The organism is Pantoea sp. SS70 (genome assembly GCF_029866845.1).
GTDB lineage: Bacteria > Pseudomonadota > Gammaproteobacteria > Enterobacterales > Enterobacteriaceae > Pantoea > Pantoea leporis.
On the sequence record NZ_CP117201.1, the window covers coordinates 29,801 to 54,810 of the forward strand.

Annotated in this window: 15 protein-coding genes and 6 pseudogenes; 17 read left to right on the forward strand and 4 right to left on the reverse strand. The window is 49.0% G+C overall.

The features are described from left to right. Window position 1 precedes the first annotated feature (1 nt). Window positions 2–1,210, reverse strand: a pseudogene (locus PO881_RS23305) (D-amino acid dehydrogenase); the annotation flags it as partial. Window positions 1,211–1,859: 649 nt separating this feature from the next. Here PO881_RS23305 and PO881_RS23310 point away from each other — a divergent pair. Both PO881_RS23310 and PO881_RS23315 read left to right on the forward strand, forming a co-directional pair. Then, window positions 1,860–4,136: an ATP-binding protein gene (locus tag PO881_RS23310; RefSeq protein ID WP_280173443.1), complete on the forward strand. Its 2,277-nt coding sequence runs from the start codon at window positions 1,860–1,862 to the stop codon at window positions 4,134–4,136. A gap of 124 nt (window positions 4,137–4,260) precedes the next feature. Next, the gene (locus PO881_RS23315; protein WP_280173444.1) at window positions 4,261–6,573 is read left to right on the forward strand and encodes an ATP-binding protein; all 2,313 of its coding nucleotides are present in this window, start codon (window positions 4,261–4,263) and stop codon (window positions 6,571–6,573) included. Here PO881_RS23315 and PO881_RS23320 read toward each other — a convergent pair. Continuing rightward, window positions 6,539–7,243, reverse strand: a complete 705-nt coding sequence (locus tag PO881_RS23320) for a response regulator transcription factor (RefSeq protein WP_280173445.1) — start codon at window positions 7,241–7,243, stop codon at window positions 6,539–6,541. The two genes, PO881_RS23315 and PO881_RS23320, sit on opposite strands and share 35 nt — an antisense overlap. A 577-nt stretch (window positions 7,244–7,820) precedes the next feature. Between PO881_RS23320 and PO881_RS23325 the strand changes: the two genes are divergently transcribed. The 9 genes from PO881_RS23325 to PO881_RS23365 all read left to right on the forward strand — a co-directional run bounded on the left by PO881_RS23325 (window position 7,821) and on the right by PO881_RS23365 (window position 16,966). Continuing rightward, window positions 7,821–8,210: a hypothetical protein gene (locus PO881_RS23325; protein WP_280173446.1), complete on the forward strand. Its 390-nt coding sequence runs from the start codon at window positions 7,821–7,823 to the stop codon at window positions 8,208–8,210. Between the two features lie 7 nt (window positions 8,211–8,217). Beyond that, window positions 8,218–9,045, forward strand: coding sequence for a hypothetical protein (locus tag PO881_RS23330; RefSeq protein ID WP_280173447.1), 828 nt, complete (start codon window positions 8,218–8,220; stop codon window positions 9,043–9,045). Further along, on the forward strand, window positions 9,042–10,430 hold the full coding sequence (locus PO881_RS23335; RefSeq protein ID WP_280173448.1) for an FKBP-type peptidyl-prolyl cis-trans isomerase: 1,389 nt from the start codon (window positions 9,042–9,044) through the stop codon (window positions 10,428–10,430). Before PO881_RS23330 ends, PO881_RS23335 begins: the two co-directional genes overlap by 4 nt. 299 nt (window positions 10,431–10,729) lie before the next feature. Then, window positions 10,730–11,266, forward strand: a complete 537-nt coding sequence (locus PO881_RS23340; protein WP_280173449.1) for a fimbrial protein — start codon at window positions 10,730–10,732, stop codon at window positions 11,264–11,266. A gap of 24 nt (window positions 11,267–11,290) precedes the next feature. After that, a complete protein-coding gene (locus tag PO881_RS23345) occupies window positions 11,291–11,815 on the forward strand; it encodes a fimbrial protein (protein WP_280173450.1) in 525 nt (174 codons plus the stop codon). Window positions 11,816–11,873: 58 nt separating this feature from the next. After that, the gene (locus tag PO881_RS23350; RefSeq protein WP_280173451.1) at window positions 11,874–12,599 is read left to right on the forward strand and encodes a molecular chaperone; all 726 of its coding nucleotides are present in this window, start codon (window positions 11,874–11,876) and stop codon (window positions 12,597–12,599) included. Window positions 12,600–12,735: 136 nt separating this feature from the next. Beyond that, window positions 12,736–15,246, forward strand: a complete 2,511-nt coding sequence (locus PO881_RS23355; protein ID WP_280173452.1) for a fimbria/pilus outer membrane usher protein — start codon at window positions 12,736–12,738, stop codon at window positions 15,244–15,246. Between the two features lies 1 nt (window position 15,247). Continuing rightward, a complete protein-coding gene (locus PO881_RS23360) occupies window positions 15,248–16,327 on the forward strand; it encodes a fimbrial protein (protein ID WP_280173453.1) in 1,080 nt (359 codons plus the stop codon). 18 nt (window positions 16,328–16,345) lie between these two features. Next, window positions 16,346–16,966: a response regulator transcription factor gene (locus PO881_RS23365; RefSeq protein ID WP_280173454.1), complete on the forward strand. Its 621-nt coding sequence runs from the start codon at window positions 16,346–16,348 to the stop codon at window positions 16,964–16,966. 317 nt (window positions 16,967–17,283) lie between these two features. On the opposite strand, the pseudogene PO881_RS23370 reads toward PO881_RS23365, so the two are convergent. Beyond that, window positions 17,284–17,574 (reverse strand): annotated as a pseudogene (locus tag PO881_RS23370) (IS3 family transposase); the annotation flags it as partial. Window positions 17,575–17,847: 273 nt separating this feature from the next. Here PO881_RS23370 and PO881_RS23375 point away from each other — a divergent pair. From PO881_RS23375 to PO881_RS23385, 3 genes and pseudogenes are all read left to right on the forward strand, one after another. Next, window positions 17,848–18,588: a hypothetical protein gene (locus PO881_RS23375; protein ID WP_280173455.1), complete on the forward strand. Its 741-nt coding sequence runs from the start codon at window positions 17,848–17,850 to the stop codon at window positions 18,586–18,588. Between the two features lie 103 nt (window positions 18,589–18,691). Continuing rightward, window positions 18,692–18,973 (forward strand): annotated as a pseudogene (locus PO881_RS23380) (transposase); the annotation flags it as partial. Between the two features lie 101 nt (window positions 18,974–19,074). Next, window positions 19,075–19,323: pseudogene (locus tag PO881_RS23385) on the forward strand (integrase core domain-containing protein); the annotation flags it as partial. A 1,103-nt stretch (window positions 19,324–20,426) separates the two neighbouring features. Here PO881_RS23385 and PO881_RS23390 read toward each other — a convergent pair. Beyond that, window positions 20,427–21,329 (reverse strand): hypothetical protein, encoded by a 903-nt coding sequence (locus PO881_RS23390; RefSeq protein ID WP_280173456.1) that lies wholly within the window; start codon window positions 21,327–21,329, stop codon window positions 20,427–20,429. Between the two features lie 249 nt (window positions 21,330–21,578). On the opposite strand from PO881_RS23390, the gene PO881_RS23395 reads away from it, so the two are divergent. The 3 genes and pseudogenes from PO881_RS23395 (at window position 21,579) to PO881_RS23405 (ending at window position 24,745) form a co-directional block, all read left to right on the forward strand. Next, on the forward strand, window positions 21,579–22,139 hold the full coding sequence (locus PO881_RS23395; RefSeq protein ID WP_280173457.1) for a recombinase family protein: 561 nt from the start codon (window positions 21,579–21,581) through the stop codon (window positions 22,137–22,139). Next, a pseudogene (locus tag PO881_RS23400) lies at window positions 22,123–23,787 on the forward strand (IS481 family transposase). The gene PO881_RS23395 and the pseudogene PO881_RS23400 overlap by 17 nt, the downstream one beginning before the upstream one ends. Beyond that, window positions 23,720–24,745, forward strand: a pseudogene (locus tag PO881_RS23405) (ExeA family protein). The pseudogenes PO881_RS23400 and PO881_RS23405 overlap by 68 nt, the downstream one beginning before the upstream one ends. The last annotated feature ends 265 nt before the right edge of the window (window positions 24,746–25,010 follow it).

The following is a 25,010-nucleotide window of genomic DNA, read 5'->3' on the forward strand; positions in this document are numbered from 1 at the left end:
CTTATTCGACGGCAGTGTCGTTAAATGACTTCCCAGCCGTTCCCTGGTATCGCGAAACAGCCAGGTCACTGTAGGGAATAGCTGGTGTTTTACCGGAAATCAGATCCGCAAGGAGCTGGCCCGAACCACATGCCATAGTCCACCCCAGCGTTCCATGACCGGTATTGAAAAAAAGGTTTTTGAATCGGGTTGCGCCAACAATAGGCGTTCCATCTGGGGTCATTGGGCGTAGACCGCTCCAGAAACTGGCTTTTTGGATATTGCCGCTACCGGGATAAAGATCGTTGACGATCATCTTCAGCGTTTCCCGGCGAGCCTCCGTAAGACGAGTGTTAAAGCCGACAATCTCAGCCATACCCCCCACTCGAATCCGGTCGTCAAAGCGCGTGACAGCCACTTTATAGGTCTCATCCAGAATGGTAGACGCTGGAGCACGAGCGGCATCTTTAATGGGAATGGTAAGGGAATACCCTTTCAGTGGGTAAACAGGAATGGTCATCAGGTTTTTGAGAAGCTGGGTCGAAAAAGAACCAAAGGCCACGATATAACGATCGGCCGTCATTACTGTGTCACCACACTGCACACCGGTAATTCGGTTACCGTCATCTATCAATCGATCCACATTTCGATTAAAGATAAAGTTCACACCCACATCCTTTGCCATCTGTGCGAGCTTCTTGGTAAACATCTGGCAATCACCGGTTTCGTCATTAGGTAGCCGGAGCCCTCCACTCAGTTTATGCGAGGATGAAGCAAACGCAGGTTCTGCGTTTATGAGCTCATGAGATTCAAGTAACTCATAGGGCACACCAGCGTCTTTAAGCACGGCGATATCCTGAGCAGCATGTTCAAACTGTGCCTGACTACGAAATAACTGGAGTGTTCCGCCCTGGCGCTCGTGATATTGAATTCCCGTATCACGACGAAGCTCACGCAGACAGTCGCGGCTGTATTCAGCAATCCTAACCATCCGCGCTTTGTTCGTAGCATAATGGTCTGTATTGCAGTTCTTTAACATTTGCCACATCCACTGCATCTGAAACAGCGAGCCATCCGGACGAATAGCCAACGGAGCGTGCTTCTGAAACATCCACTTCATCGCCTTGAGCGTTATCCCGGGGGCAGCCCAGGGCGTTGCATAGCCGGGTGAAATCTGGCCAGCATTACCTGCGCTGGTCTCCTCTGCCGCTGAGGACTGACGATCCACAAGCTACCGTGTTAAGTTCCGTGCTTATCGCTTAAAGTCGAGTTTAACACCCCCCCTAAGCGTCAGCAGCAAGCTGCCGCCGCCAAGGCCCCGGAAATCACGCCCTTTACGTCGCAAGCGCCGTAAAGCCCGCTCACCGGGGTTAAAAGGGGTTACATAAACTTCTTCATTGCTGTACGTGGGTTTAGGCTAATCAGGGCAGGGGATGGACTGGCAGAATATAATGGTCAGAAACCGGCTGCGCCGGGCGTACGGCGCCGATTGGCTTCTGAGTCATAAGCCCCATTATCTGGCGCCTCCATGACGCTAGCGCGTCATTCAGAAGGCAGGCTGCGCGCTGGTCTCCTGCTATAATTGCTTTAATCCGGAATTTGTAACCATCAGCTTCGCTTCAGCGAGTTTATGTCTGCCATTTATTTCAATAGCACTATCTTGATGGGCATTTGCAACTGCAGCATGGTGCCAATCAAGTCAAATATCATCTCCAGAGTTAAAACACCAACGTCTTACTCCGGCCTCTACTATCTGATTCGCACCAAATAGGTTGAGCAAATGTTGCGGCAGCGCATATTGAAGTTTTTTTATCTGCATTTCCCTGCGTATTGAATGAGACTAAACTGCGCTTTGGTGGAGGTGAACAGGGGAAGCGTGGATGCAAAGACTGTTATTAATATTATTATTAACAATAAACGTGGCTCAGGCGAAGCACATCTATCTGCCCCCCCTGCAGCAGGCGTGGATTAAGGCGCATCCCGACATCACCTATACCGTAACCGATCGCTGGCCGCAGGATTATCGCGAAAACGGTAAACCGGTAGGTTTGAGCCGTACCATCCTTGATGAAATCAGCAAACGGACCGGGCTGCATTTCACCTATGTTGCTCCTGAAGAGGCGCTACTCAATCCGCCGATGCTCAATGCAGCAGTCAGTATAGAGTTGATCCCCCCGCATGAGAAACAGCGCTGGCTGTTCACTCAATCCTGGGTGCAAACCATGCCAATGCTGGTGGGCCGCAAAGAGACGATGGATATTCGCTCTATCGAGCGTTTAGACGGAAAACGGCTTGGAATTGCACAATCATCGGAATATGAGTCATGGATAAGGAAGAATTATCCGGCGATTAAACTGGTCGATTATCCCGGCGTCAGTGAAGCGTTACGCGCCGTTAATGAGCGTCAGGTTGATGCAGTGATTGGCTCCGGCTTGATAATTCTGCCAATACTACAGCGTTATTACGCGGGTGATTTGGCGGTAGCCGGACAGGTACCGGAAATGGCCAGTGGAATCAATATGGCTATCGATCCGGCCTATCCCGAATTACGCGACATCATCAATGCAGCCTTTATCACTATCAATGGTGTCGATGCGCAAAACATCTTTAAACGCTGGGTGGGCATTGTCGATTTGGGCTCGCCGTCGATTGGCGTGATTGTTGAACACTATCGTTATCAGCTTATTGCGTTTGCCACACTTCTGCTGTTACTGCTATTGGCATTACGTAGCGCGATTAATGCGCGACGCCAAGCGCAGGCGAGTGAAAGAAATAAGTCAGAATTTCTCGCCATCATGAGCCACGAAATTCGCACCCCGATGAACGCTATCATTGCTTCGCTAGAATTGCTGCAACAGCCGACGACAGATAAAAAGCAGCAAGAGTATCAGGCGTTAGCGCTCTCCTCCTCTCAGGATCTGCTGGAGCTGCTTAATAACGTGCTGGATCACACTAAACTCATTCAGCAGGAAATCCCTCTGCATATTGCGCCCTGCGAAGTCAGTCAATTACTGGCGGCAGTCTGCGACAGCCAGCGCCCTTCGGCTGAGCGCATAGGAGTGGAATTGATCCTCGATATACAGCCCGCTCTGGAGACATTGTGGCTGGAGGTGGATGCGCATCGTTTACGGCAAATTGTGAATAACTTGCTTTCAAATGCGGTGAAATTCACCGACAGCGGAACTATTACCTTAAAAGCCAATTGGCAGAACGAGCCGGAATTACCGCATACCTTAACCCTATCGGTGGAAGATACCGGCATTGGTATCGCGCCCGCAGATCAACAGCGCATGTTTCAAGCCTGGCAGCAGGCTGAGAGTCGTGGTGCAAGGGTGCGCAGCGGCAGCGGTTTGGGGCTCTATCTGTGTCGTACGCTGGCGAAACGCATGGGCGGTGATCTAACACTAAGCAGTGAAGAGGGAAAAGGCAGCGTTTTCACTTGCATCTTGCCGCTTAATCAAAGTCGCACACCAGACCGCATCAAGGAACAGCGCCCGATGTCTGCACTCCCGACTGGGCTGTCGGTTTTAGTAGTGGAAGACCATCCAGCAAATCAGCAGGTGCTGGCAGCGCAGCTCACTCAACTAAACTGCGATTATGAAATGGTCGAGAGTGCCGAGCAGGCGCTGCAGCTGCTCGAAGAGGAAAATTACTACGATCTCATGTTATTAGATTGCAATTTGCCTGGTAAGGATGGCTATTGGCTGGCCGAGCAAATTCGCCAGTTCGAAATGGCGCAACAGCGCGATCACACGCCGCTGGTGGCGATCTCCGCCGTTAGTACTCTTGAACATCGGCAACGTTGTTTAACCAGCGGTATGGATGACGTGCTGGTCAAACCGATTCGCTTAGCCGAGTTAGTAGAGAAACTGGGACGCTATTTCGCCATCAGTGAACCGGATACGTCTTTGATGAGTGATGAAGTGATGTTATGGCTGCAACAGGATCGGGATAATTTTGTACAAGCCTGTGGACAATGCGATGTGCCGCATATGATCCACTTTGTGCACCGCATTCGCGGCGTGGCACAGATGTATCAACTGGATGCATTGGCTCAACAAGCCGAAGATATAGAAACCCATCTACGGCAGCAACCGATACCCGCTGCTGAAACTTTGATGGATTGGCAAGCGCAGATTGACAGCCTGATGCCTTGATAAAAGGCAATTGAGAGTGCTCTCGTAGAGCGGATGACGTTTTTTTCATCAAATAGCCTACCTAATCTTGCTGTATCAGCTTTAAACACGCAGCAGTTGGTTTAATTTGTCAGGTTATCACGTTATGCGCACTTTGCTATTGGTCTTGCTGCTTCTGGCCGGCCTGCAACTTTCTTACACCACTTTTGCCACGCCGATCACCTTTACCGAGGATGAGAAGCACTGGATCGCTGCTCAGCGTGATGTTCCTTACCACTTTATCGCCAGCTGGCCACTGGATTATCAGGAAGAGAATCAACACATTGGTTTAAGCCGCGACTATCTGAAAAAAATTAGCAAGATTACCGGTCTGCGCTTTGTTCTGGCGGAACAGATCGACCAGCCGGCTAAGTTAATTTCAGCGATAGCACCAGAGCTGCTCACAGCGGAGCAACGTGAAGACTGGATGTTCAGTGATCGCTGGCTGGCTTACAGCGCCTCGGTTATCTCTCACAATAAAGGTGAGACCATTCATTCCCTCGAGCAGCTGCGCGGCAAACGTGTCGCAGTTCGCAGTGGCACACAGTATGAAAGTTGGTTGAAAGATAATTACCCCGACATTCTGTTATTGCCGGTAAATCATACGTGTGAGATATTTCAGGCGGTGTATGAAGATCGCGCCGACTTGGGGCTCGGTTCCAGTCTGGTAATGCGTCCACTGCTTTGGCGCTACTATTCACATAAGCTAGCGATTGCCGGTCAAATTCCCGAATTATCGGCCAGTTTAACTATGGGCATTTCCGCCGCCGATCCGCAGCTGTTGAGCATCATCAATAAAGCCTTAAGCGCCATTCCGGCTGCCGATGCCAACGAGATGTTTAGTCGTTGGGTAGGCGACATGCGCCTCGGTTATCCATCAATGGGCGTGATTTTTTCACTTTATCATTGGGAAATATTCACCTTCTGCTTTTTAGTTTTGCTGCTGGGTTGGCTGCTGCAGCGCGCGATCATGCATCGCCGCCGGGCTACCGCCAGCGAAGAGCGTAAAACCCAGTTTCTCGCCATGATGAGCCATGAAATACGTACGCCAATGAATGCGATGATTGCTTCGCTGGAACTGATGAAACGTAACGAGAATGCGCATCAGCAGGAGCAATATCTGGCGCTCGCCTCTTCGTCGGCACGCAGCCTGCTCGATCTGCTCAACGATATTCTTGATCACAGCAAGCTCTCCGCAGAGTGCATCGTTATTGATAGCCAGCCTTTTGATCTCAGCGAACTGATCAACACCATTTGCGCGAGCTATCGCCCAATGATGGCGGAAAAAGGGCTGAATCTGTTGATTGCCATTGATGAACCGGTCAAAAAGCAGTGGATGAAAGGCGATCCTCATCGCTTACGCCAAATCATCAATAACCTGCTCTCTAACGCAATTAAGTTCACATATCACGGCGCTATTTCACTGACGCTGGAGGCAGAATTCTTCGCCGATAACACCTGCATGATTGCGCTGGCGGTGGCGGATACCGGCATTGGTATTGCGCCGGAAGCGCAAAAAACTTTGTTTGATGCCTGGACGCAGGTGGATGACGGTGCCGATCGCCGTTATGGCGGCAGCGGATTAGGTTTATGGATTTCACAACAACTGGTAACGCTAATGCGCGGTACGCTGACATGTCAAAGTCAACCAGGCGAGGGCAGCACCTTCACCCTTAAAGTGCCGTTACGCCTTTGCACTGCAAAGTCCCCGGCGCATGAGCCTGCGTTACCATGTTTTACACCGGGCACCATTATTCTGCTGGTAGAAGATCATCCTGCCGCGCAGCTGACTTTACAGGCGCAGTTGGTCACGCTCGGTTGCCAGGTTGAGCTGGCGGAAAACGGTCAGCAAGCGTTAGCGCTTCTTGAAGAGGAAAATTACTACGATGTGATTCTGCTGGACGTTAATTTGCCAGACATTAGCGGTTATGACATCGCCAGTCGCTTACGCTTGCTGGAGCGCGAACGCGGTAATGAAGCCACGCCGGTGGTGGCAATTTCCGCCATGAATGACGATGCGCATCTTGAACAGTGCGAAGCAAGCGGTTTTAATGCGGTGCTCAGTAAACCGATTATCCTCACCGCATTGGCCTGTTGTTTACGTCGCTGGTGCCAACTGGCTGCAGCGAGCTGTATGCATGTACAACAAGAAGAGTCCGATAAACAGGAGCTGCAAGCCTGGCTTGAAACGGATGTCAGTGGATTCAATCATGCCTGTGAGGCGATGGACACGCGTCTAATGCAGCACCATGTGCATCGCCTGCGCGGCACAGCACAAATCTTTCAGATGGATAGCCTGGCGCAGTTGGCTGGAACCATCGAAAGTCAACTGCGCGCAGGTACAACCGTCAGCGAAGAGCTTGCCCGCCAGTGGTGCAATTCGCTTAGATGTGAAGTGACTTCAGCAATTCGTCCTTGATAATAAAGAGTTCGTGGTCTGCTTTTAGTCCGAGTTTGCGCATGGCGCTCTGCTTTTGGCCGCTGATGGTTTTCAGGCTGCGGTTAAACTTCTCGGCGATGTCCGTTACCGTCATGCCGGCTAGAAAACAGCGAATCACTTCCTGCTCTTTCGGCGACAACGCCGACAAACTTACCGCATGGCGCACGTTGGCTTCGCTGTAATTGCCGCTGATCAGCACTTCGCCATGGCGCTGCTGATTCGCCAGTTCCTGCGCCATCTGCGGTTCAATAAAGGTGCGACCACGGCTCACCTCCAGCGCCGCGTTTTGAATCTCATCAAACGGGCGATTTTTACCGATAAAGCCTTTAGCACCACCGCGCAGCGCCAGCGCCACCGTGGCGGGATTGTAATGTGCTGACACTACTAGAACCGCGACGCGCGGGTGTAAACGGTTCAACGTTTTGATCAGATTGAGGCCATCGATATCGGCCGGTGCCAGCTCGTAATCGGCAATAATCACATCGACCTTGGTATTTTTAATGCAATTCAGCAACTCCTTGCTGCTGGTGAAGGTTCCCACTACTTTAAAGTCGGGATTTTCCCGCAGTACATCACTGAGCCCGCGCAACACCAGGAAGTGATCATCCAGCAGGGCGATAGAGACGTTATTACGACGGAATATTTTCATCCTCAAACACTCTTGCTTAACAATAGGGGGGTCAGAATCAGTGTACTGTATTTTTGCTAACTGTATGACGTAAGCGGCTGTTGAAAGCTCGAGTTGTCAAGGTTACAGAGGCCGGAAATTACCGCGCTTAGCCACTAATGTCATCTTTTTTGTTAGATAACTGGCGTCAACCGCCAAAAATTTCCAGTAACGGTGAATATATCGCCGTAGATAAGCCAGGCCTGTTGATTTTATTAATCTTCAAGTTGTTTGGTACGAGAATGGAAATATTTTTTTGAGAGTACTCTCGTAGCGAAGACTAGTGGATCTACTTATTATTTTGCCCGAACATTAAGTCTCTCCGAACAAGATTTTGCACGTTACCCACTGATGTTAACAACCTGATAACTTGCGGCATAGCCACAAGTAAAGGGCCAGTTACAGCTATAAAAATTACCGAATACCTTGAGTAATACCGGGATAACGAGAGCGCAGCAAAGAATGATAAAACATCCCGCATCATGCAATAAAATAAATGCGCCAGCAGATTGAAGCGAGAGGCTTAATTTTCCCCCCAATCGACTGGAACCTATTTGTCATGAAACTTTCAGGATATTTTAAATTCGGAGCCATTATCGGTAGCGTACTAATGCTTACCGGCTGTTTTTCCCTGCCTAATGCCAATGCATCCTATCATGCGGAAACCATCCCGGCCGCGCAGCACGCTAATCAATTATCCAGCCTCGATCGCTGCCAGGCAGAGGTTTCTGCGCTGGCACACTACGATGAGGCACGTTTTCAGCAACAGCACGATGTGCTCAACGGGTTAATGGATCGCAGCGCCAAATACCTGCTTACTCGTCCGCAACTTGCCGCCGATATGCAAGCCACGCTCGACAGCGTTTATCAGGCTGAGCTGGCAAAGCGTTGTCAGCAGATTCACAGCGAACTGTTCCGCGCTATGCTGGCGCAGGCGGATAGGGAGTGATGCGTCGATGAATACTCTCTTCTCTATCGTTGCACTGAGCGCCTTGCTGAGTGGCTGCGTCACACATGTGCAGCCGCACGCATCGCCTGCCACTGAGCCTTTTGCACAACCACGCTTACTCAGCGACTTCAATCAGCAAATGACAGCTACGCGTCAACAGGCTGAAGCCGGTGAACACCATGCGCAGCAACAGTATGGCGGCTGGCTGGCGTCGGCTGGTCAACACGATGCTGCGCAACCGCTGCTCAAGGCCGCCGCCGAAAGCGGCCAGCCTGTGGCGCAGTATCAGCTCGGCAAGTTGCTACTCGAACATCAGCTTGGCGATGGCAAACAGTGGCTAGAGCGCGCAGCCGAGCAGGGCAACAGCGCCGCCGCGCAGCAGCTGGCGCGTTATCATCGCAGCGGCAATCCGCTGCTGCAAGATAAGCAGCAAGCCTTTAACTGGTTGCTACAGGCCGCGCGGCAGGGTGACACGCAGGCGCAAAACGATGTCGGCGCCGCTTACAGTCGCGGGTTTGGCGTGAAAAAAGATCCTGCGCTCGCGGCAGAGTGGTATCGCAAAGCCGCCGAACAGGGTAATGCGCTGGCGCAGTTTAATCTGGCCGGTGCTTATCAGGTGGGAGAAGGCGTCAAAGCCCAGCCGCTGCAGGCTTACGCCTGGTATCACGTCGCTGTGCAAAACAGCGACGATCCCCACCTAACTCAAATCGCCGAGCAGATGAAATTACGCATGTACGCCAGCGCCACTCGCAGTGGTAGAGCCACGCAGGCTCGTCAACTGGCGCAGAAATTCACCCAGCAGTATGTCAAACCACATAAGGAAGCACTGCCATGAGACCCTTATTCACCCGCTCGCTGATTGGCCTCGCAGTGGCTGTAACTTTGTGCTCATCCATCAGCCAGGCGGCACCCGCACTGACCGGTTACAGCTCGGATCACACCATTCCCTATTCGCTATTTGATGAAACTGAAACGGCTAAACCGTGGGTAAAAGCGCCGTCACCGAAGAAAAAGCCTTTGCGTCCTGCCACCACGCACAATGTGGAGCAGACGAAAAAACTGCAGGCGCTGGAATACTCCCTCAACGAGCAACAGCGTATCAATAAAGAGTTGCTGGTCGGTCATCAGGTGGAGAAGCGGGCGCTGCAACAGCAGTTGCAAGCTTTAGAAACGGATAAAGCCACCGTTGAAACGCAACGTCAGCAGCTGGAATTCCTGCAGCAGCAACTCGCCGAGCATCAAAGCCAGCAGAGCGGTTCGCAAGAGCAGTTGAGCGAGTTGCGTACCCAGTTAGCCGCACATCAACTGTTGGTGGACACCCATGCGCTGCAACAATCTTCGCTGGCGGACAAGCTGCAAGAGAAGGAAGAGAGCGTGATTGCGCTTGGCAAGCAGCTGGAGGAGGTGCGCGCCGAAACGCAGGCGCTCAAAGCGCAAAAGCAGTCTGACACGCAACAGCTTGCGGAACTGAAGCAGCATCAGGATCGTATCGCCGAACTGCAACTCGCTTTGCTGGATGCGGAAAAACAGCAGGCCGCGATGCGTGAGCAACTGACCAAACAGCAGGCGCTGCAGCTGAGCGCGGTACCGGTAAGTAACGAGCAGAAGCTTTCTTATGCTAATGGCGTGGCCTTTGCCAGCAACATAGTGCAGAGCCTGCGCGCGCAGCAAAATCTCGGGGTTGAGCCGGATCGTCCGATGGTGCTGGCAGGGATTAAAGATGCATTTAGTCAGCGCGTGGCGTTGAATAGTGATGAAGTGGAAAAACTGGTTACCGAGTTAGATGGCAAGCTAAATGAAAAATTGCAGGTGCAGCAGCAATCCCAGGCGACCGAACGTCAGAAGCAGCAGAAAGCTGGTAAGGCGCTGATTGAGAGTACCAAACAGCGTAAAGGAGTGAAAACGCTGGAGGGCGCCTATTACGTAGTGAGCAAAGCCGGTAAAGGCGAAAAGCTGACGGCAGAAAGCAGCGTGGATATATTGCTGACTGGACGTTTATCCGATGGCACGGTGTTTGATAACAGCGGTAAGGAGAACAAGGTGCAGCGCATCAAGTTAGATTCCTTATTACCGGCGTTAACTAAGGTGTTAAGCCAGCTTAAAAGGGGGAGTGAAGTGGAAGTGATATTACCGGCGGATAAAGCCTTTGGTGATGCGGGCGTAGATAAGATGATTCCACCTGGCGCGACATTAATCTTCGATATTAAAATTAATCCCTGAATAAACTGACGTCGACAGAGGGCTGTCGTCACCTTGAGGAAGGTGCCTGACTCATTACCTCGCGCCACACTTTATAGTGTGGCTTTTTTATTTTCGGATTTATCTGGTGTTTTGAGAGTGCTCTTGTAGTGATATGGAATTGGTTAATCGATAATAAATATTATCAGGAGGATGAAAATTCAAATCGATTCGTCGCTTCTGTATTTAATTGCTATTACTCATTAGCTGAGTGTAAAATTAATCAAAGGACTTGATGATAATACGTTTTCGCAAGTCCTAAATCCTCAGGGGATTATAAAATGAAAAAAACGTTTTGTTCCATACTAATTTCTTCTGCAATCTCGGTGTCAGGTATCACCGCAGCCGTTGCAGACACATCTGGTACTTTGAACTTCACTGGTGCTGTTAGTAGTTCGACTTGTACAGTGGACTTAAATAAGACAGTATCATTCGCTCCAGTAAACGGGGCTGAAATTACGGATTTTCAACATGGAGCAGAGATCGAAAGGTTGGATGTTGATTATAATGTTAGTGGATGTCCATCAAATGTAAGTAATGCTAGCTTGCTTGTCGACTATCCTCATATTGGTGAGTCGCGTGCCGATCTGGGTAATACTTCAATGAGAGGTGCTGGTATTGTCTTTAGGAAAACTACTAGTCTTCCTTCTGAATACTTGCTGCCGGGATATACAGAGGACTTTGTAATTAACAATGGTTCAGGTACGGTAAAATTTACACCAAGATTAGTTCGTTTGCACAGTGGTATCTATGGCGCTGATAGACCTGTAGCTGGTTCTTTCTCATCTACTGCTGATTTAACCCTGTCTTTTAACTGATTTTAGTATAAAAAAGGTCCTAAAATGATTAATAAAAAAATACTTTTTACTTGTTTCTCATCATTACTGTTGTCAAATGTTGCTTCGGCAGTTACAGGCACTGTCAATATGGACGGTTCATTGACCGAGCAATCTTGTCAGGTATCAGCTGATCAGCTGACAAGAACAATTAATATTTCAACCCTTACTCCTGAACGACTTATTGGTGCAGCAGATAATGAATCTGTGGCAAGTACGAATATTGATTTTGATGTTACAGCTTGTCCGCCATCAACCCAAAATGTAGGCATACGATTTGATTTTTCTCCTAACTCCTCTAATCCAGAATACCTGAATAATTCCGGGAATGCTGAAGGTGTGGCTTTTGGTATCACTAAAATTGATAACACGCTTATCACTACAGGTCAGCAAATTGATTCCACTGACCTTGATGCCGCCCAAGGTAACGCAACAGTTAAAGCTAAACTTCAGGCTTACCGCGTAGGTTCAGATGCGCCAGTAGAAGGTGACATTGCTTCCACGGCTACAGTTACAGTGATTACACAATAAAATACATATTCAGGCAGAATATGTATTTTTTCTGCCTGATTTAATTTTTGGTATAAATATGAAAACGTTTAAATTAGCATCATCTGCAGTTGCTTCTCTGTGTTTTAGCATGTCTTTGTTCTCAGCGCCTGTGCTTGCTGAAAGCAAAGGTGGATTTAGCTTAGGAAATACTCGGGTTATTTATAAAGGAGAACAGAAAGAAGCAACTGTAACCGTTATCAACTCTGCGAAAAAATCGCCTTTTCTCGCCCAGACATGGGTTAGCAATTATGATAATGACTCAGTCAATATCAAGCCTCCATTCGTGGTTACTCCTCCACTATATCGACAAGATGAAGGGAAAAATACGCTGCGCATAGTACGCTCTGGTGGTGATTTGCCTTCAGATCGTGAATCAGTTTTTTGGTTAAATGTTAAAGCGATTCCAGCGCAGTCAAAAGAGAACCAAAACAAAAATACGCTTTCATTTGCTTACGTTTTGAAGATTAAATTGTTTTATCGACCCGATAATCTTCCATCTTCATCTGGCGATGCGTATAAAAAATTATCATTCAGTCGGAATGGTAGCAAGCTAACAGCGAATAATCCAACGCCTTATTATATTACAGTAAACAAACTTACATTAGGCACTAGCGAAGTGAAAAATGTTACTGAAATGGTGCCGCCGTATGGTAAACAGGACTTTACATTACCTGCTAACGCCAATGGACAAAAAGTTTCTTTCCGTGTATTAAATGATATGGGTGGAATTATGTCTGAAGAGAGTAAGACTTTGAGTGACTAACGCAAGGTGCAAGGATGTTCCTTTACCCTCAGCCTTCAATAAAAAAATAGTTATGAAAGCAACCTTAAACTTTAAAAAAATTAAGCCAAGAAAGTCGAATACGATTGCTATTGCTCTGCAGATGGCATTTTTTGGCATGGGAAATGCTTTCGCAGCTGAATATTTCAATCCTGAATTGTTATCGTTGCCAAGCGAGAGAAGCAAATCAGCTAAAATAGCTGATTTAAGTCATTTCGAAGCGGGTGGTCAGGCTCCTGGTGAGTATAAGGTTGCGCTTTATTTAAATAATCAGTTGGTAGATGAAAGAGAGATTAACTTCCAGAGCGATGATGACATAACATTACTGCCCCAGTTAACAAGAGATCAGTATGAACAACTGGGAGTGCGTGTTGGTGCGATTGAAGGGCTTAAAGATCTGCCTGGGGAAGCAGTTATTAGTAACTTGAAGGAATATATTCCTTCGGCATCGGCAGATTTTCGTTTTAATGAAATGCGTCTCGAACTGAGCATTCCACAAATGTTAGTTAAGCAACGCGTGAAGGGTTATGTCGATCCTGCCAGTTGGAATCAGGGATTAACAGCCGCGCTGCTCAATTACAGCGTGACAGGAAATCAAACCCGTTCGTTGAGCAATCGTAGTCAGGGAACTAATAATGCGCTGTACGCTAACCTGCGCGGTGGCTTGAATCTCGGACCATGGCGCTTACGCAGTTATGGCACTTATCAACAGCGCAGTGATTCACGTCAGGGCGGCAGCTCTAGCTTTGATGTCATCAGCACTTACCTGCAACGCGACATCCATGCCATCAAAGGCCAGCTCACCCTCGGCGATAGCGCCACGCCGGCTGATGTGTTCGACAGCGTGCAGTTCCAGGGCGGCCAGTTGGTCTCTGATGACAGCATGCTGCCAGACAGCCTGCGCGGCTTTGCACCGGTAATTCGTGGCGTATCCGAAACGGGCGCAGAAGTGACGATTCGCCAGAACGGCAGCGTGATTTATCAATCTTATGTGCCGCCAGGCCCGTTTGAGATCAACGATCTCTATCCCGCTTCACTGAGCGGCGACCTTGTTGTCACCGTTAAAGAGAACGACGGCAGCGAACGTACTTTCTCACAGCCTTACTCTTCCATCGCCATCATGCAGCGTGAAGGTCAGCTGAAATACGCTATGACCATCGGCAAACTGCGTAACAGCGGCGGAGCGATCTCGACGGGCGAGGCGAAATTTGTCCAGGGTACGCTGATTTACGGCTTGCCGAATGCCAATACTGTGTACGGCGGCATGCAGCTGGCGAAAGAGTATCTCTCAGCCAGCGCTGGTATCGGATTGGGTATTGGTCGCCTAGGCGCCATTTCTGCGGATATTACCCAATCCAGTACCACGCTGCCAAACGGTGAAAAAAATCAGGGACAATCTTATCGTCTGCGCTACTCGCGCAGTATCGTCGAAACCGGTACGTCGGTGTCGCTGGCAGCCTATCGATACTCCACCGAAGGTTATTACACCTTGCAGGATGCGATGACCAATCCGGCGGATGCCATGAACGGTGCGTTGAACCGCAATTACCGTCCGCGCGGTGAATTCCAGATAATGCTGAACCAGTCGCTGGGTGATGCCGGTTCGATGTATGTCTCGGGTTCACAACGTGATTACTGGAACAAACCGGGCAATCTGCGCACCTACACGCTTGGCTACAACACCAATGTGTTTGGCGTCAGCTACGGCCTCAATCTCAGCCAGTCGCAGGATAGCGACAGTGGCAAAGAAGATCGTCGTCTGGCGCTAACCGCATCGGTGCCGTTAAGCCGCTGGCTGGCAGGCGATTCCCGCAACTCGATGCAGCTGAACTACGGCATGGCGCATGCCAAAGGGCAGGGCACCACGCATCAAGCCGGTCTGAGCGGTACCGCGCTGGATAACCAGCTCAACTACAACGTCAGCCAGACGCTGGGTGATGACAATAACACCAGCAATCTCTCCGCATCCTATCGCGGCAACAGCGGCACGGTGTCAGCGGGCTATAACCGCAGCCAGTCACAGGAGCAGATTAACTACGGCCTGCGCGGCGGCATCGTCGCCCATCCGTATGGCGTCACCTTATCGCAGGAGATGAGCGACACCGTGGCGCTGGTGCGTGCGCCGGGCGCGGCCAATATAAAAGTTAACAACCAAACCGGGCTGTCCACCGACTGGCGCGGTTATGCGGTGATGCCGTATATGACGCCGTATCGTCGTACCGACATCTCGCTGGATCCGCAAGGCTTGGGCACCAATGTCGCGTTGGATCAAACCAGCACCTCCGTCACGCCAACCCGCGGTGCGGTGGTATTAGCCGACTTCAAAACCCAGCGCGGTCATCAGGTGATGATGACCTTGCGTAAAGCCAACGGCGACTACGTGCCATTCGGTGCCACCGCCAAACTGCTGCTGAACGAAGGCGAGCAGAACAATGGCAGCATCGTCGGTGATGAAGGATTGCTCTATATCTCCGGCATGCCAGATAGCGGCTCGCTCGAAGTGCAGTGGGGGCGCGGCGCGGATGCATTGTGCAAAGTGAACTTTAACCTAAAATCCGCCAGTGAAAATCAGATGGACGGCGTACCGCTTCAGGTGCAGAGCGTCTGCCAAAACAGTGAGGATGTTTAAAATGAGTAAAGTGCTTGGCAGACAACTGCTGTTAAGCAGCGCGATTGCCGCGTTGTTGGGCAGCAATGCCGCATGGGCGCAAAATCTGGCACTGTCGGATTTACCGAAGGGCTGCAGTTACACCCGCAGCGAACAGCAACCGCTCAACGGCCTGGTAAAAATTCCTGCCGCTACACCGCTGTTTGCCGCCATCGGCGATGCGCCACATACGCTGCTGGAGATTGGGGTGCAGTGTGATGGCCCAATTAGCGCACCGGTATCGCTGGGTTTGAAAGAAAGCGGCGCACTGGACTGGATCGGTCCGGGCCGCGATGTGCTGGCAACCAATGTGAATGGCATCGGCGTTCGATTGTTCGCGGATGCTAATAGCGAAGGCGGTAAGTGTATCGGCAGTGGCGCGATTGCCGCGGGGCAATCCGCCAGCTGTTCAATCAGCCGTGAAGGCGAAGGTACACGCCGCGTCGGTTTCAGACTGAAGGCGCAGCTGGTGAAAATCAGTAATAACACGCCGATTCAGTCGCAGCGTACGCTGCAATTAACCCACGGCGGTGCGCTGCTGCTGGAATCAAATGGTGCGACGCAACAGCAAGTGGATGTGCTGAACAGCGGCCTGCTGGCACCGAGCATCGCCACCGAAGCCAGCTGCACGCTGGTCACTGAACAAAATAGTACAGTGAATTTTGGCACCATTTATCGACCCAAATCGGGCACTCAGGAAGCAACGCTCGGCCAGGTACAGGTGACGCCGATTGAAGTTTCCTGCTCGCCGCTACGTGATGACGCCGCCAATAACTACAACGTGGCGATTACTTTTCAGGCCGGCCAATTACTGAATAATGACGACACCGCATTAGCCACGTCGATTGAAGATATGGCGATCCGTTTTTCAACTAAAGCGGAAGGCGGCGACTGGCAGAAATTTGGTGAGAAATTATCGATGCCTTACGATGCAGCCAAAAGTGGCGACAGGAGCCACTTCGCGCAAAACTGGTATTGGTTCCTGCGTTATTTACCTGGCGCGAATCATCAGAAAACAAGCTATTTTGATGCTGTTGCAACCTATACAATTACAATCCAATAATATTGATACTTTATAACTATGATAGAAAAAAATATAATTATTCTTGATGACCATCCCATTTTTTTAGAAGGATTGAAGAGACTCATTAATAATGAACCTGAATTTATAGTTTCTGACTGCTGTAAAAATAGTAGGGAACTATTTTTTTCTCTGAGTCTGGCACCCGCCAATATTGCTTTAATTGACTGTTCACTTCCGAAAGGAGAATTGAATTTAAAGTCGTTAGTTGAACAGCTATCATTCCACTACCCCAATATGAATATTGTCACTATGGGTGATTGTCATCAACAGCAGCAAATTAGTACGATGTTGAAGCCACAGATTAAATCTTATTTTTGTAAATCATTGTCGCCAGAAAATTGGATTACGGGATTGCGCCATATTTCATGTCATCATTGCAAATCTGGACAGATGATACTTGATGATAATGTGGACGTGGAGATTTTAAGCATGCAGCGTCTTTCAGCAAAAGAGAAAGTTGTGATTGAATACCTTCACGCTGGGCTAACGGTATCACAAACTGCATTACGGCTGTCACGTAGTGTCAAAACTATTAGCTCACAGAAGCGTGCGGCCATGCGTAAGCTAGGGCTCAATCGTGATAGCGAAATTTTCCGTCTAAATATGAATAAACTTTAATCTATTACAGAACGTTCAATCCAGATGCTGTCACGCTTGATTATTGTTATTATTACAATTTCCACGCCGGGATTGATGAGATTTGTATATATTCTACTAACTTCAGTTATACTGACTAAATCAGGGAAAATAAAAAAAACTTTTGTATCTGCACTCATCAAACAAACGCGGAAATTACCTGTTAAGTTTTATAAAAACAATATGGGGTGAGGCACTAAAATGACCAGTCACGCTCGATTTACTTTAGCGACAGACAATCAAATATATTTTTTTTGTTCTGAATCGCCACGGATAATCTAGACACTTCTGAGCCGTTGTTAATAATTGTTTTCATATTCTGTCGGTGACATCTGATCGCTAGAACCATGCCGACGCTTACTGTTATATAACATTCCGATGTAATTAAAAATATCGCTGCGAGCTTCTTCCCGCGTTCCTAAACCTTTTCTTTATCTGCTCGCGTTTTAATAACTGAAAAAAGCTTTCTGCAACCGCATTATCGTGGCAGTTACCGCGACGGCTTATGCTGCCCTCCAGGCTATGTGATTTCAGGAACGACTGGGCTCATGGCTTGTATATTGACTGCCCTGATCCGAGTGAACCAGCACCTAGTTGCGATTGAGACGGAACTGAAATAAAATCTCACGACAATATACATCCTGATGTGGTTTTGTCAGTCACAGCAGATGCTTGCTCCCTATTTTTGGTAACAAACGTAGCATTTTTTTCATTAAAAACTGTGTGTAGATTTACACTAACATCCAGTTCTATTTTTAACCGCAAGCATTGCAAATGACGTTGAAACTTTCAGTAGCTTAGAAATATGAAACTTACCATTGTTACTAGCAGCCACAATATAATTTCTAAAAAAAGAAGGCCCCATGTTTAAATCTCTTAACAGACAGAGCTCTGTTCAAATGTCTTCACCGCATGCATCCTCGATAAATACAGGCGAGCCAAATGCCTCATATAGCAAAAGCGAACGTAATGACTGGACTAATAATCCGACTAAGCACTACATTGTACAAATCGGGGAATACGGCGGAGCAAATCCCAAATTTTTTGATATGTATGCGAGGAGCACCATAAGAAAAAGAAAGCTTCCTCAGGAAAATTTATTTGGGGAAATGGTCAGAAACTATGAGAGTACAATTTTCAATTCGCCTGAAAAAAATTCTTTGATGCACCTTAATTCCCTGTCACGTTTAGATGTGGTAATTCATGGATATAGAAACTTTCCTATTGATGTAAGGGTGGTCAACAGAATAAATGATGAAGGAAAAAATGTTAAGGCTCGAAAGGGAACTCTAATTCCGGCAAGTGTTATGGCGGAAAAACTGGTAGCGATGGGATTAAGACAAGTTGGTGTATTAAGGCTGGATTCCTGTAACGTTGGGACAGGAGAATATCTTTATGAACTTCGCTATGCATTAAGAGCGTTAGGGGTTAACGTAGGCTATCTCGCTGCACCTAATGGCTATTTAGGGGTCTACCATCACCCTCTTACAACTTTAAGGCCGGTTTATCACTGGAAGTTCTGGGATAAACACTGGACGGTCATCAAGGGTAATCTTAGCGTTGAATTTTTTGGAACGCGTTACACGTCATTATTTTGCTCCTAACGATTCCGCTTTACCCTAAGGGACAATATGATCGACTTGTAGTGGTCTAATAGATTCGGACACGTTCAGAGGTTATAACTCCACTAACCAGAGAGGTGACCTTATGAGTGGAAGAACGTTTACACCTGAGTTTAAGCGTGAATGCGCTGAACTCGTGCTCGACCATGGCTATTCCGTTCCAGAGGCCTGCGAGACTACCGATGTGGGGCCAACGGCAATGCGTCGCTGGGTTAAGCAATTACGAGTGGAACATTGCGGCGGTATCTCGGCACCCGGCATGAGCATTGCGCCTTCAGCCACACCGCTGACACCCTATCAGCAGCGGATCCGTAAGTTTGAAGAACGTATTCTCCGCCTTGAACGGGATAAAGACATATTAAAAAAAGCTACGGCCTTAATGATGTCGGACTCCACAAAACTCTGACGTTGATCGCCACATTAAGCGGGCCGTACAGCATCAAAGAACTCTGCGCGGTGCTGGGTGTGCACCGCAGCCAGTTTTAGAGCCGGAAGGGAAATTGCTGGGATAACGCGGTGACAGAACGCCTATTTCGTAGCCTGAAAACGGAGTGGCTGCTGCGCAAAGGCTATGAGGATGAAGAAGAGGCCAGTCGAGATGTTTCATTCTATCTGAGCGGTTATTACAACAGAATCCGACCGCACAAACATAACCGCGGGCAACAGCCCGCTATAAAAGAAAGGCAAACGCGAAAAGAACCTCTGCCGGTGTCCTAAATGACTGGACCACTACAACTTAAGGAGTTTCGGCTGAGGAACGTCTCGCCCCAATGGGCCGAGCGCTATATCTTCGCGGTTCCGATGATTTGCATTATCTGAGCTCCGCCTTATACATGTGCCCCATTTATATTCCCCGCCCAGCGTAAATCCTGTTCACCATCGATGGCGTCTGAAACCGCCACCTTGAAAATCATGGCGACAGCGTCAGCTAGTGGACGAAACAATCCGTTGAACACAACACATGCTCACCTGTTGCACCTGCACCCTGGGAGTTCGTCGCTACTGCTGCTCCTCCGAGAATGCACCATTACGTTTTTTTCTGCAGAGCTACAAGTTAAAGGCCTACAGTATCCACGGCATGAAATCTATGGAGCAGAGAATTGCTGATCTGTTATGGTTCTATAATTAGACCAGAAACGTATCGCTGATTTGACTGGGAAACCAGATTAACGTTAGAGTGAAAAGAAAAACACACCCGGGAATACCCCTGAGTTAAAGCCCCGCAAATCAGCAAAAAAATAATCACTGAGACGTAAACCTCCAGAAGCCCTGCAAGGCTTATTTTTTACCTACCGATTACTCGGATTGAACATAACAACCGTTCCAGGCACCGGCTCAGACGCCCTCAGAGCGAACCCGCCCTCTTCCCGTAAAAACGCGCAGAACGCCGCAGATAACTTCTTCCCGGATGAATAAACATACACGCCGGTGCATGCTTTCAGAATTGAGCGCCGGCAGAGCGCGTAATCGATGTTTTCAGTAAAAAGAGCGAGACGGTAAACAAGAAAGTCATCAGCGCTTTTTATCACGAGAGTATGCAAAGGCGCTAAGTGTAGGGGCTCGCAATCGAAATCCCTCCGACTCGCAATCAGCGCAAATTTCGGCCCACATTAACTGCAAACGAAAAACGCCACCGGCTCACATTAAGTGACAATGGGCTCGCATTTATCCTGCCCGGCTCGCAATCCAGTCCGACCGGCTCACAATAACTGAAAATCAACGTTGTTTATCATTAATCATCTTTGTGAAAATTTCATATGCATTTACAAAGATGATTAAATAAATTCAATTAATAAAGATACAATTTAACAAAGTTTATATCATCCACCAAAATTGAAACGATAATAGCTCCCAAATTTAACCCCTACCAATCGCGGAACTCTTATTTCAACTCGAAATAGATAACGAACGAGATCATTTTTTTCCTTGTCTGTTCTGGCTCTCAATAAAATAGATCGATCACCTTCAGATAACAATCTGGCCGCAGCTATAATTGATAGGGCTAGTGCTGGAATAGATTTCCCACCGTAAAAGCAAATTGATTTCCTGGTATATTCTCTTGTGCTTAATATTTTTTTTGCTTCTTCACTAATGCCAGAAATTCTACAATCAGGAATGTCCATTTCAAGTTGATCAAATAAATATAATGACATGGCGTTAAATGCTTGATTTGTTAATGGGATTTTATATATATTTTTTCCAAATCGACTTCCTTTACCACCTATTGGAATCTTTTGTGGTGGAATACCTATTTCCAACGAGAAAAATACATTATCATCATTAGCAAGCCCGGCTATATCATCACCTGTAGTGTTATCTGTATTGAATTTTATTCCTTTTTCTATTAGTTTTCTTCTTGAAAACAATACCAAGTCATTATTTCTATTTACAACCTCCTGACTGTTAGTTGCGTGGGACACATAGAAGCTTGACGTTAAAAATTCACTGAAAAATAATTTCTCATCATGATTTAACCCTCCAATTGAACGTAATAGAGCCATGTAGTTTTTATTTGAAAAATCTTTGAAGTCACTAATTCCAGTGCCAAATCTAAGATTTGGTATTAATACTGAAAAATATTCAAGAATAGGGGTGTTAGTGATAAAGTTGTCAAACCAAAGAGAACCTCTTTGTACCATTTCGGTATTTATTCTCTCAGCCCTCCGTTCTCTGAAGCGGTCAATAACTAATTTTCCTATTTTACGCTCTTGCTTAGTTAACATGTGATTCCTCCTTTTTAAAACACTAAAAAAATCACATTTTATATGAAACTTGTAATGTTATCTATACAGGGGAACTTGCTTAATTTGATTCATTGTCAGAAAGCTAACTTATTCTAACAATGTACTATATGGGTAGACCCAAAGCAGGCAACCCGGTGAGACAGCTTTTCTGTCTCATTTGGGTTGTTTTTGTCTTGTCCCGGTGCTACGTTTTAATCATCTAGAATCTAACGAGACACTTTCAGCAAAATGGCACTTTACGGCTATGCCCGCGTTTCAACAAGCGATCAGGATCTTACCCTTCAGACACAAATTCTCCGCGCTGCGGGCTGTGAAATCATTCGCTCAGAAAAAGCCAGTGGAAGCAGCCGGACCGGAAGGAATGAGTTACAGCTGTTGCTGGAGTTCCTGCGTCCCGGTGATACGCTGATGGTGACCCGGGTGGATCGTCTGGCCCGCAGCATTAAGGATCTGCAGGATATCGTGTTTGCCCTGAAGCAGCAGGGCATAGCGCTCAGAGCAACAGAACAGCCTGTGGACACGCGCTCGGCAGCAGGCAAAGCCTTCCTCGATATGCTGGGCGTTTTCGCTGAGTTTGAAACCAATCTTCGTCGGGAGCGGCAGATGGAAGGGATAGCCGCGGCGAAAGCACGGGGAGTATATCGCGGCAGGAAACCTTCAATAGATCCGGCTGAGGTCTGGCGCCTGTACACCACGGAGAAAATGGGAGCCACGGCAATAGCCCGCCAGCTCGGGATCGGGAGGGCGTCAGTTTACCGGGCGCTGGAAAATTATGAGCAGCCGGCGTAGCTATATCCCGACTGATTCCCTTTTGCAGCTGCGGCAACGGCTCGATCGTCTGCCACCAAAAAGTCCCGAACGCGCCACTCAGATTTCCGCCACCGCTCAGCTGTATGTTATCTCAGTTACAACGGTCTATCGTGCTCTTCGCCTGGTGCTGAGACCACGGACAGCTCACCGCAGTGATCATGGACGTCCCCGCATACTGCCTCCGTCAGATCTGGAGCATTACTGTGAGCTGATTGCCGCGCTGAAACTGCGAACCACGAATAAATCCGGCCGCCATCTGTCAACCGGGCGGGCAATACAGTTGCTGGAAGAGCACGGTGTGGAGACGGTTCAGGGACTGATCAAAAGCCCCAGAGGATTACTTCGAAAACAGACCGTCAATCGCTGGCTTTCCCGCTGGCGTCTCGACCAGCCCCGCCTGTTACGGGAGCCTCCTGCGGTAAGATTTCAGGCTGAAAACAGTAATGACTGCTGGCAGGTCGATATGTCGCCCTCCGATCTCAAGCATATTGAGCGGCCTGACTGGGTGGATCCCACCCGTGGCGAACCCACGCTGATGCTGTTCAGCGTGGTGGATGACCGGAGCGGTGTTATTTACCAGGAATACCGGTGTGTGTATGGCGAAGATGCGGAGTCAGCGCTGCGTTTTCTCTTCAGCGCCATGGCACCAAAAGCCAGAGCTGATTTTCCTTTTCAGGGGCGCCCGAAAATGCTGTATCTCGATAACGGTCCTGTGGCTAAAAGCCACGTATTCCAGAATGTGATGCAGTCCCTGAAGGTTGACTGGCTGACGCACACACCCGCAGGTAAGGATGGCATCCGGACGACGGCCCGGTCCAAAGGTAAAGTCGAGCGTCCGTTCAGGACCGTCAAGGAGGCGCATGAAACCCTGTACCATTTCCATAAACCGGAGACGGAACTGCAGGCCAACGAATGGCTCTGGAACTATCTGAGCCGTTATAACGCGCAGCGTCACCGCAGCGAGAAACACTCCCGGCTGGAGGACTGGCTGGCAAATATCCCCCAGGACGGCATGAGAGATATGTGCACCTGGGAACAATACTGCCGGTTCGCCCGGGAGCCGGAATCCCGCAGGGTGGGTGTTGATGCGCGGGTAACTATCGATGGCACTGCATGGGAAGTTGAACCGGATATGGCAGGTGAAACCGTCATTCTGCTGTGGGGGCTGTTTGACGAAGAGATGTAAGTGGAGTTCATCGGTGAAACATGGGGGCCTTATTATCCGGTGTCGGGGCCTGTGCCGCTACATCGTTACCGGACGTTCAGACGTGGTAAGGCGGCTGAGCGCGCCGATCGCATCCATGCACTGGCCCGACAGCTGAATATCCCCATCAGCGCGTTCTCCGGCAGCGATCTCCGCGTGGTCAGTGATGACAATCAGCAGCGCATTGATGAACTGCCGCACCAACCCTTTGATACCCGAAAATTTGAATACCACTTTCCCTCCATTATTGCGGCAAAACTGGCTATTGCAGACGATCTGGCCACTCCACTGGCCAGAATGTCGGATGAAAACCGGGCGTTCATCGACAGTATTCTGACTGAGACGCTAAACCGCAATGAAGTACTCGCCCGCATCAGAGACTATTTTCGTAACAGACAATCAGGAGAAGACCATGCGGGTTGAAGTGATGGAGCATTATGGACTGACCCAGTCGTTTGAACAGGCTGGTTATTATGAAACTGCTCACCATAAGTAGTTGATGAAAGACATTAAAGGGGCAATACGCGAAGGACGACTGATAGCCGTCTGTGGCGTGGTCGGAAGTGGCAAAACGGTTACCCTGAGACGTCTGCAGCAGCAACTGATGGATGAAAACAAAATTATTGTCGCCCGCTCACTGTCGGTGGACAAACAAAGCGTTCGTCTCGCCACGCTGATTAACGCCCTGTTTTATGACCTGGCGCAGGATAAACAGGTACAGATCCCCAAGCAAGGCGAGCGCCGCGAGCGGGAATTACAGGAACTGGTCAAAAAAGGTAAGCGCCCGGTTGCTCTGTTTGTTGATGAGGCGCATGACCTGAACGGTAATACGCTGACGGGTCTCAAACGGCTGATGGAAGTGGTTGAAGACGGCGGTGGCCGGTTATCTGTAGTACTGGCCGGTCATCCAAAGCTGCGTAATGACCTGCGGCGCCCGACGATGGAGGAAATTGGCTATCGTACCGATATTTTTACGCTAGACGGGATCACCGGCAGCCAGCGCGAATACATCCAGTGGTTGCTGAAGACCAGTACCGGTAAGGGTAAGCCGGAAGATATTCTGACGACCGAAGCTGTTGACCTGCTGGCGATTAAACTGCGTACCCCGCTGCAGGTCCAGTTGCACCTGACGCTGGCGATGGAAGCAGGATACCAGACAGGCGAAAAACCGATTACCGCCGCCCTGGTTGAATCCGTGCTGTCACGTCAGCTGGATGACCTGGAGCCGACGCTCACGCGGCATGGGTACCGGCTGAAGGACATGGTGGAGCAGTTTGACGCAAAACCTGCTGAAATCAGAGCGTTATTTAACAATCAACTGGATCCGGGCCGCACAGCTGAACTACGCGACAGAATACTGGCGGTAGGTTTGCCGATATGACGATGTTGATTTGCAGTTAATGTGGGCCGAAACTGGCGCTGATTGCGAGTCGGAGGGATTTCGATTGCGAGCCGTTACAGCTAAGAACTGCACCAGCGAGAACGCCGGTGAGTCCAAAAATACGACCATCACGCCAAAACCAAACTCCGGCGGCATATCGCCGTTGTCCGTGCTCCGGCTGAACTCCGCGCTTATTACACACAGGCCCGCTCCGCAGGCAAATATTGCGCAGTATAAAATCAAGTATCCCTTTTTCATATTGAAC

What these genes read in the sequence shown, in the direction of transcription:
- PO881_RS23325 (WP_280173446.1), top strand. Translation starts at nt 7,821, where the DNA reads ATGAAACTTTCAGGATATTTTAAATTCGGAGCCATTATCGGTAGCGTA.
- PO881_RS23365 (WP_280173454.1), top strand. Translation starts at nt 16,346, where the DNA reads ATGATAGAAAAAAATATAATTATTCTTGATGACCATCCCATTTTTTTA.
- PO881_RS23390 (WP_280173456.1), bottom strand. Translation starts at nt 21,329, where the DNA reads ATGTTAACTAAGCAAGAGCGTAAAATAGGAAAATTAGTTATTGACCGC.
- PO881_RS23395 (WP_280173457.1), top strand. Translation starts at nt 21,579, where the DNA reads ATGGCACTTTACGGCTATGCCCGCGTTTCAACAAGCGATCAGGATCTT.
- PO881_RS23310 (WP_280173443.1), top strand. Translation starts at nt 1,860, where the DNA reads ATGCAAAGACTGTTATTAATATTATTATTAACAATAAACGTGGCTCAG.
- PO881_RS23320 (WP_280173445.1), bottom strand. Translation starts at nt 7,243, where the DNA reads ATGAAAATATTCCGTCGTAATAACGTCTCTATCGCCCTGCTGGATGAT.
- PO881_RS23345 (WP_280173450.1), top strand. Translation starts at nt 11,291, where the DNA reads ATGATTAATAAAAAAATACTTTTTACTTGTTTCTCATCATTACTGTTG.
- PO881_RS23330 (WP_280173447.1), top strand. Translation starts at nt 8,218, where the DNA reads ATGAATACTCTCTTCTCTATCGTTGCACTGAGCGCCTTGCTGAGTGGC.
- PO881_RS23315 (WP_280173444.1), top strand. Translation starts at nt 4,261, where the DNA reads ATGCGCACTTTGCTATTGGTCTTGCTGCTTCTGGCCGGCCTGCAACTT.
- PO881_RS23355 (WP_280173452.1), top strand. Translation starts at nt 12,736, where the DNA reads ATGGGAAATGCTTTCGCAGCTGAATATTTCAATCCTGAATTGTTATCG.
- PO881_RS23375 (WP_280173455.1), top strand. Translation starts at nt 17,848, where the DNA reads ATGTTTAAATCTCTTAACAGACAGAGCTCTGTTCAAATGTCTTCACCG.
- PO881_RS23360 (WP_280173453.1), top strand. Translation starts at nt 15,248, where the DNA reads ATGAGTAAAGTGCTTGGCAGACAACTGCTGTTAAGCAGCGCGATTGCC.
- PO881_RS23340 (WP_280173449.1), top strand. Translation starts at nt 10,730, where the DNA reads ATGAAAAAAACGTTTTGTTCCATACTAATTTCTTCTGCAATCTCGGTG.
- PO881_RS23335 (WP_280173448.1), top strand. Translation starts at nt 9,042, where the DNA reads ATGAGACCCTTATTCACCCGCTCGCTGATTGGCCTCGCAGTGGCTGTA.
- PO881_RS23350 (WP_280173451.1), top strand. Translation starts at nt 11,874, where the DNA reads ATGAAAACGTTTAAATTAGCATCATCTGCAGTTGCTTCTCTGTGTTTT.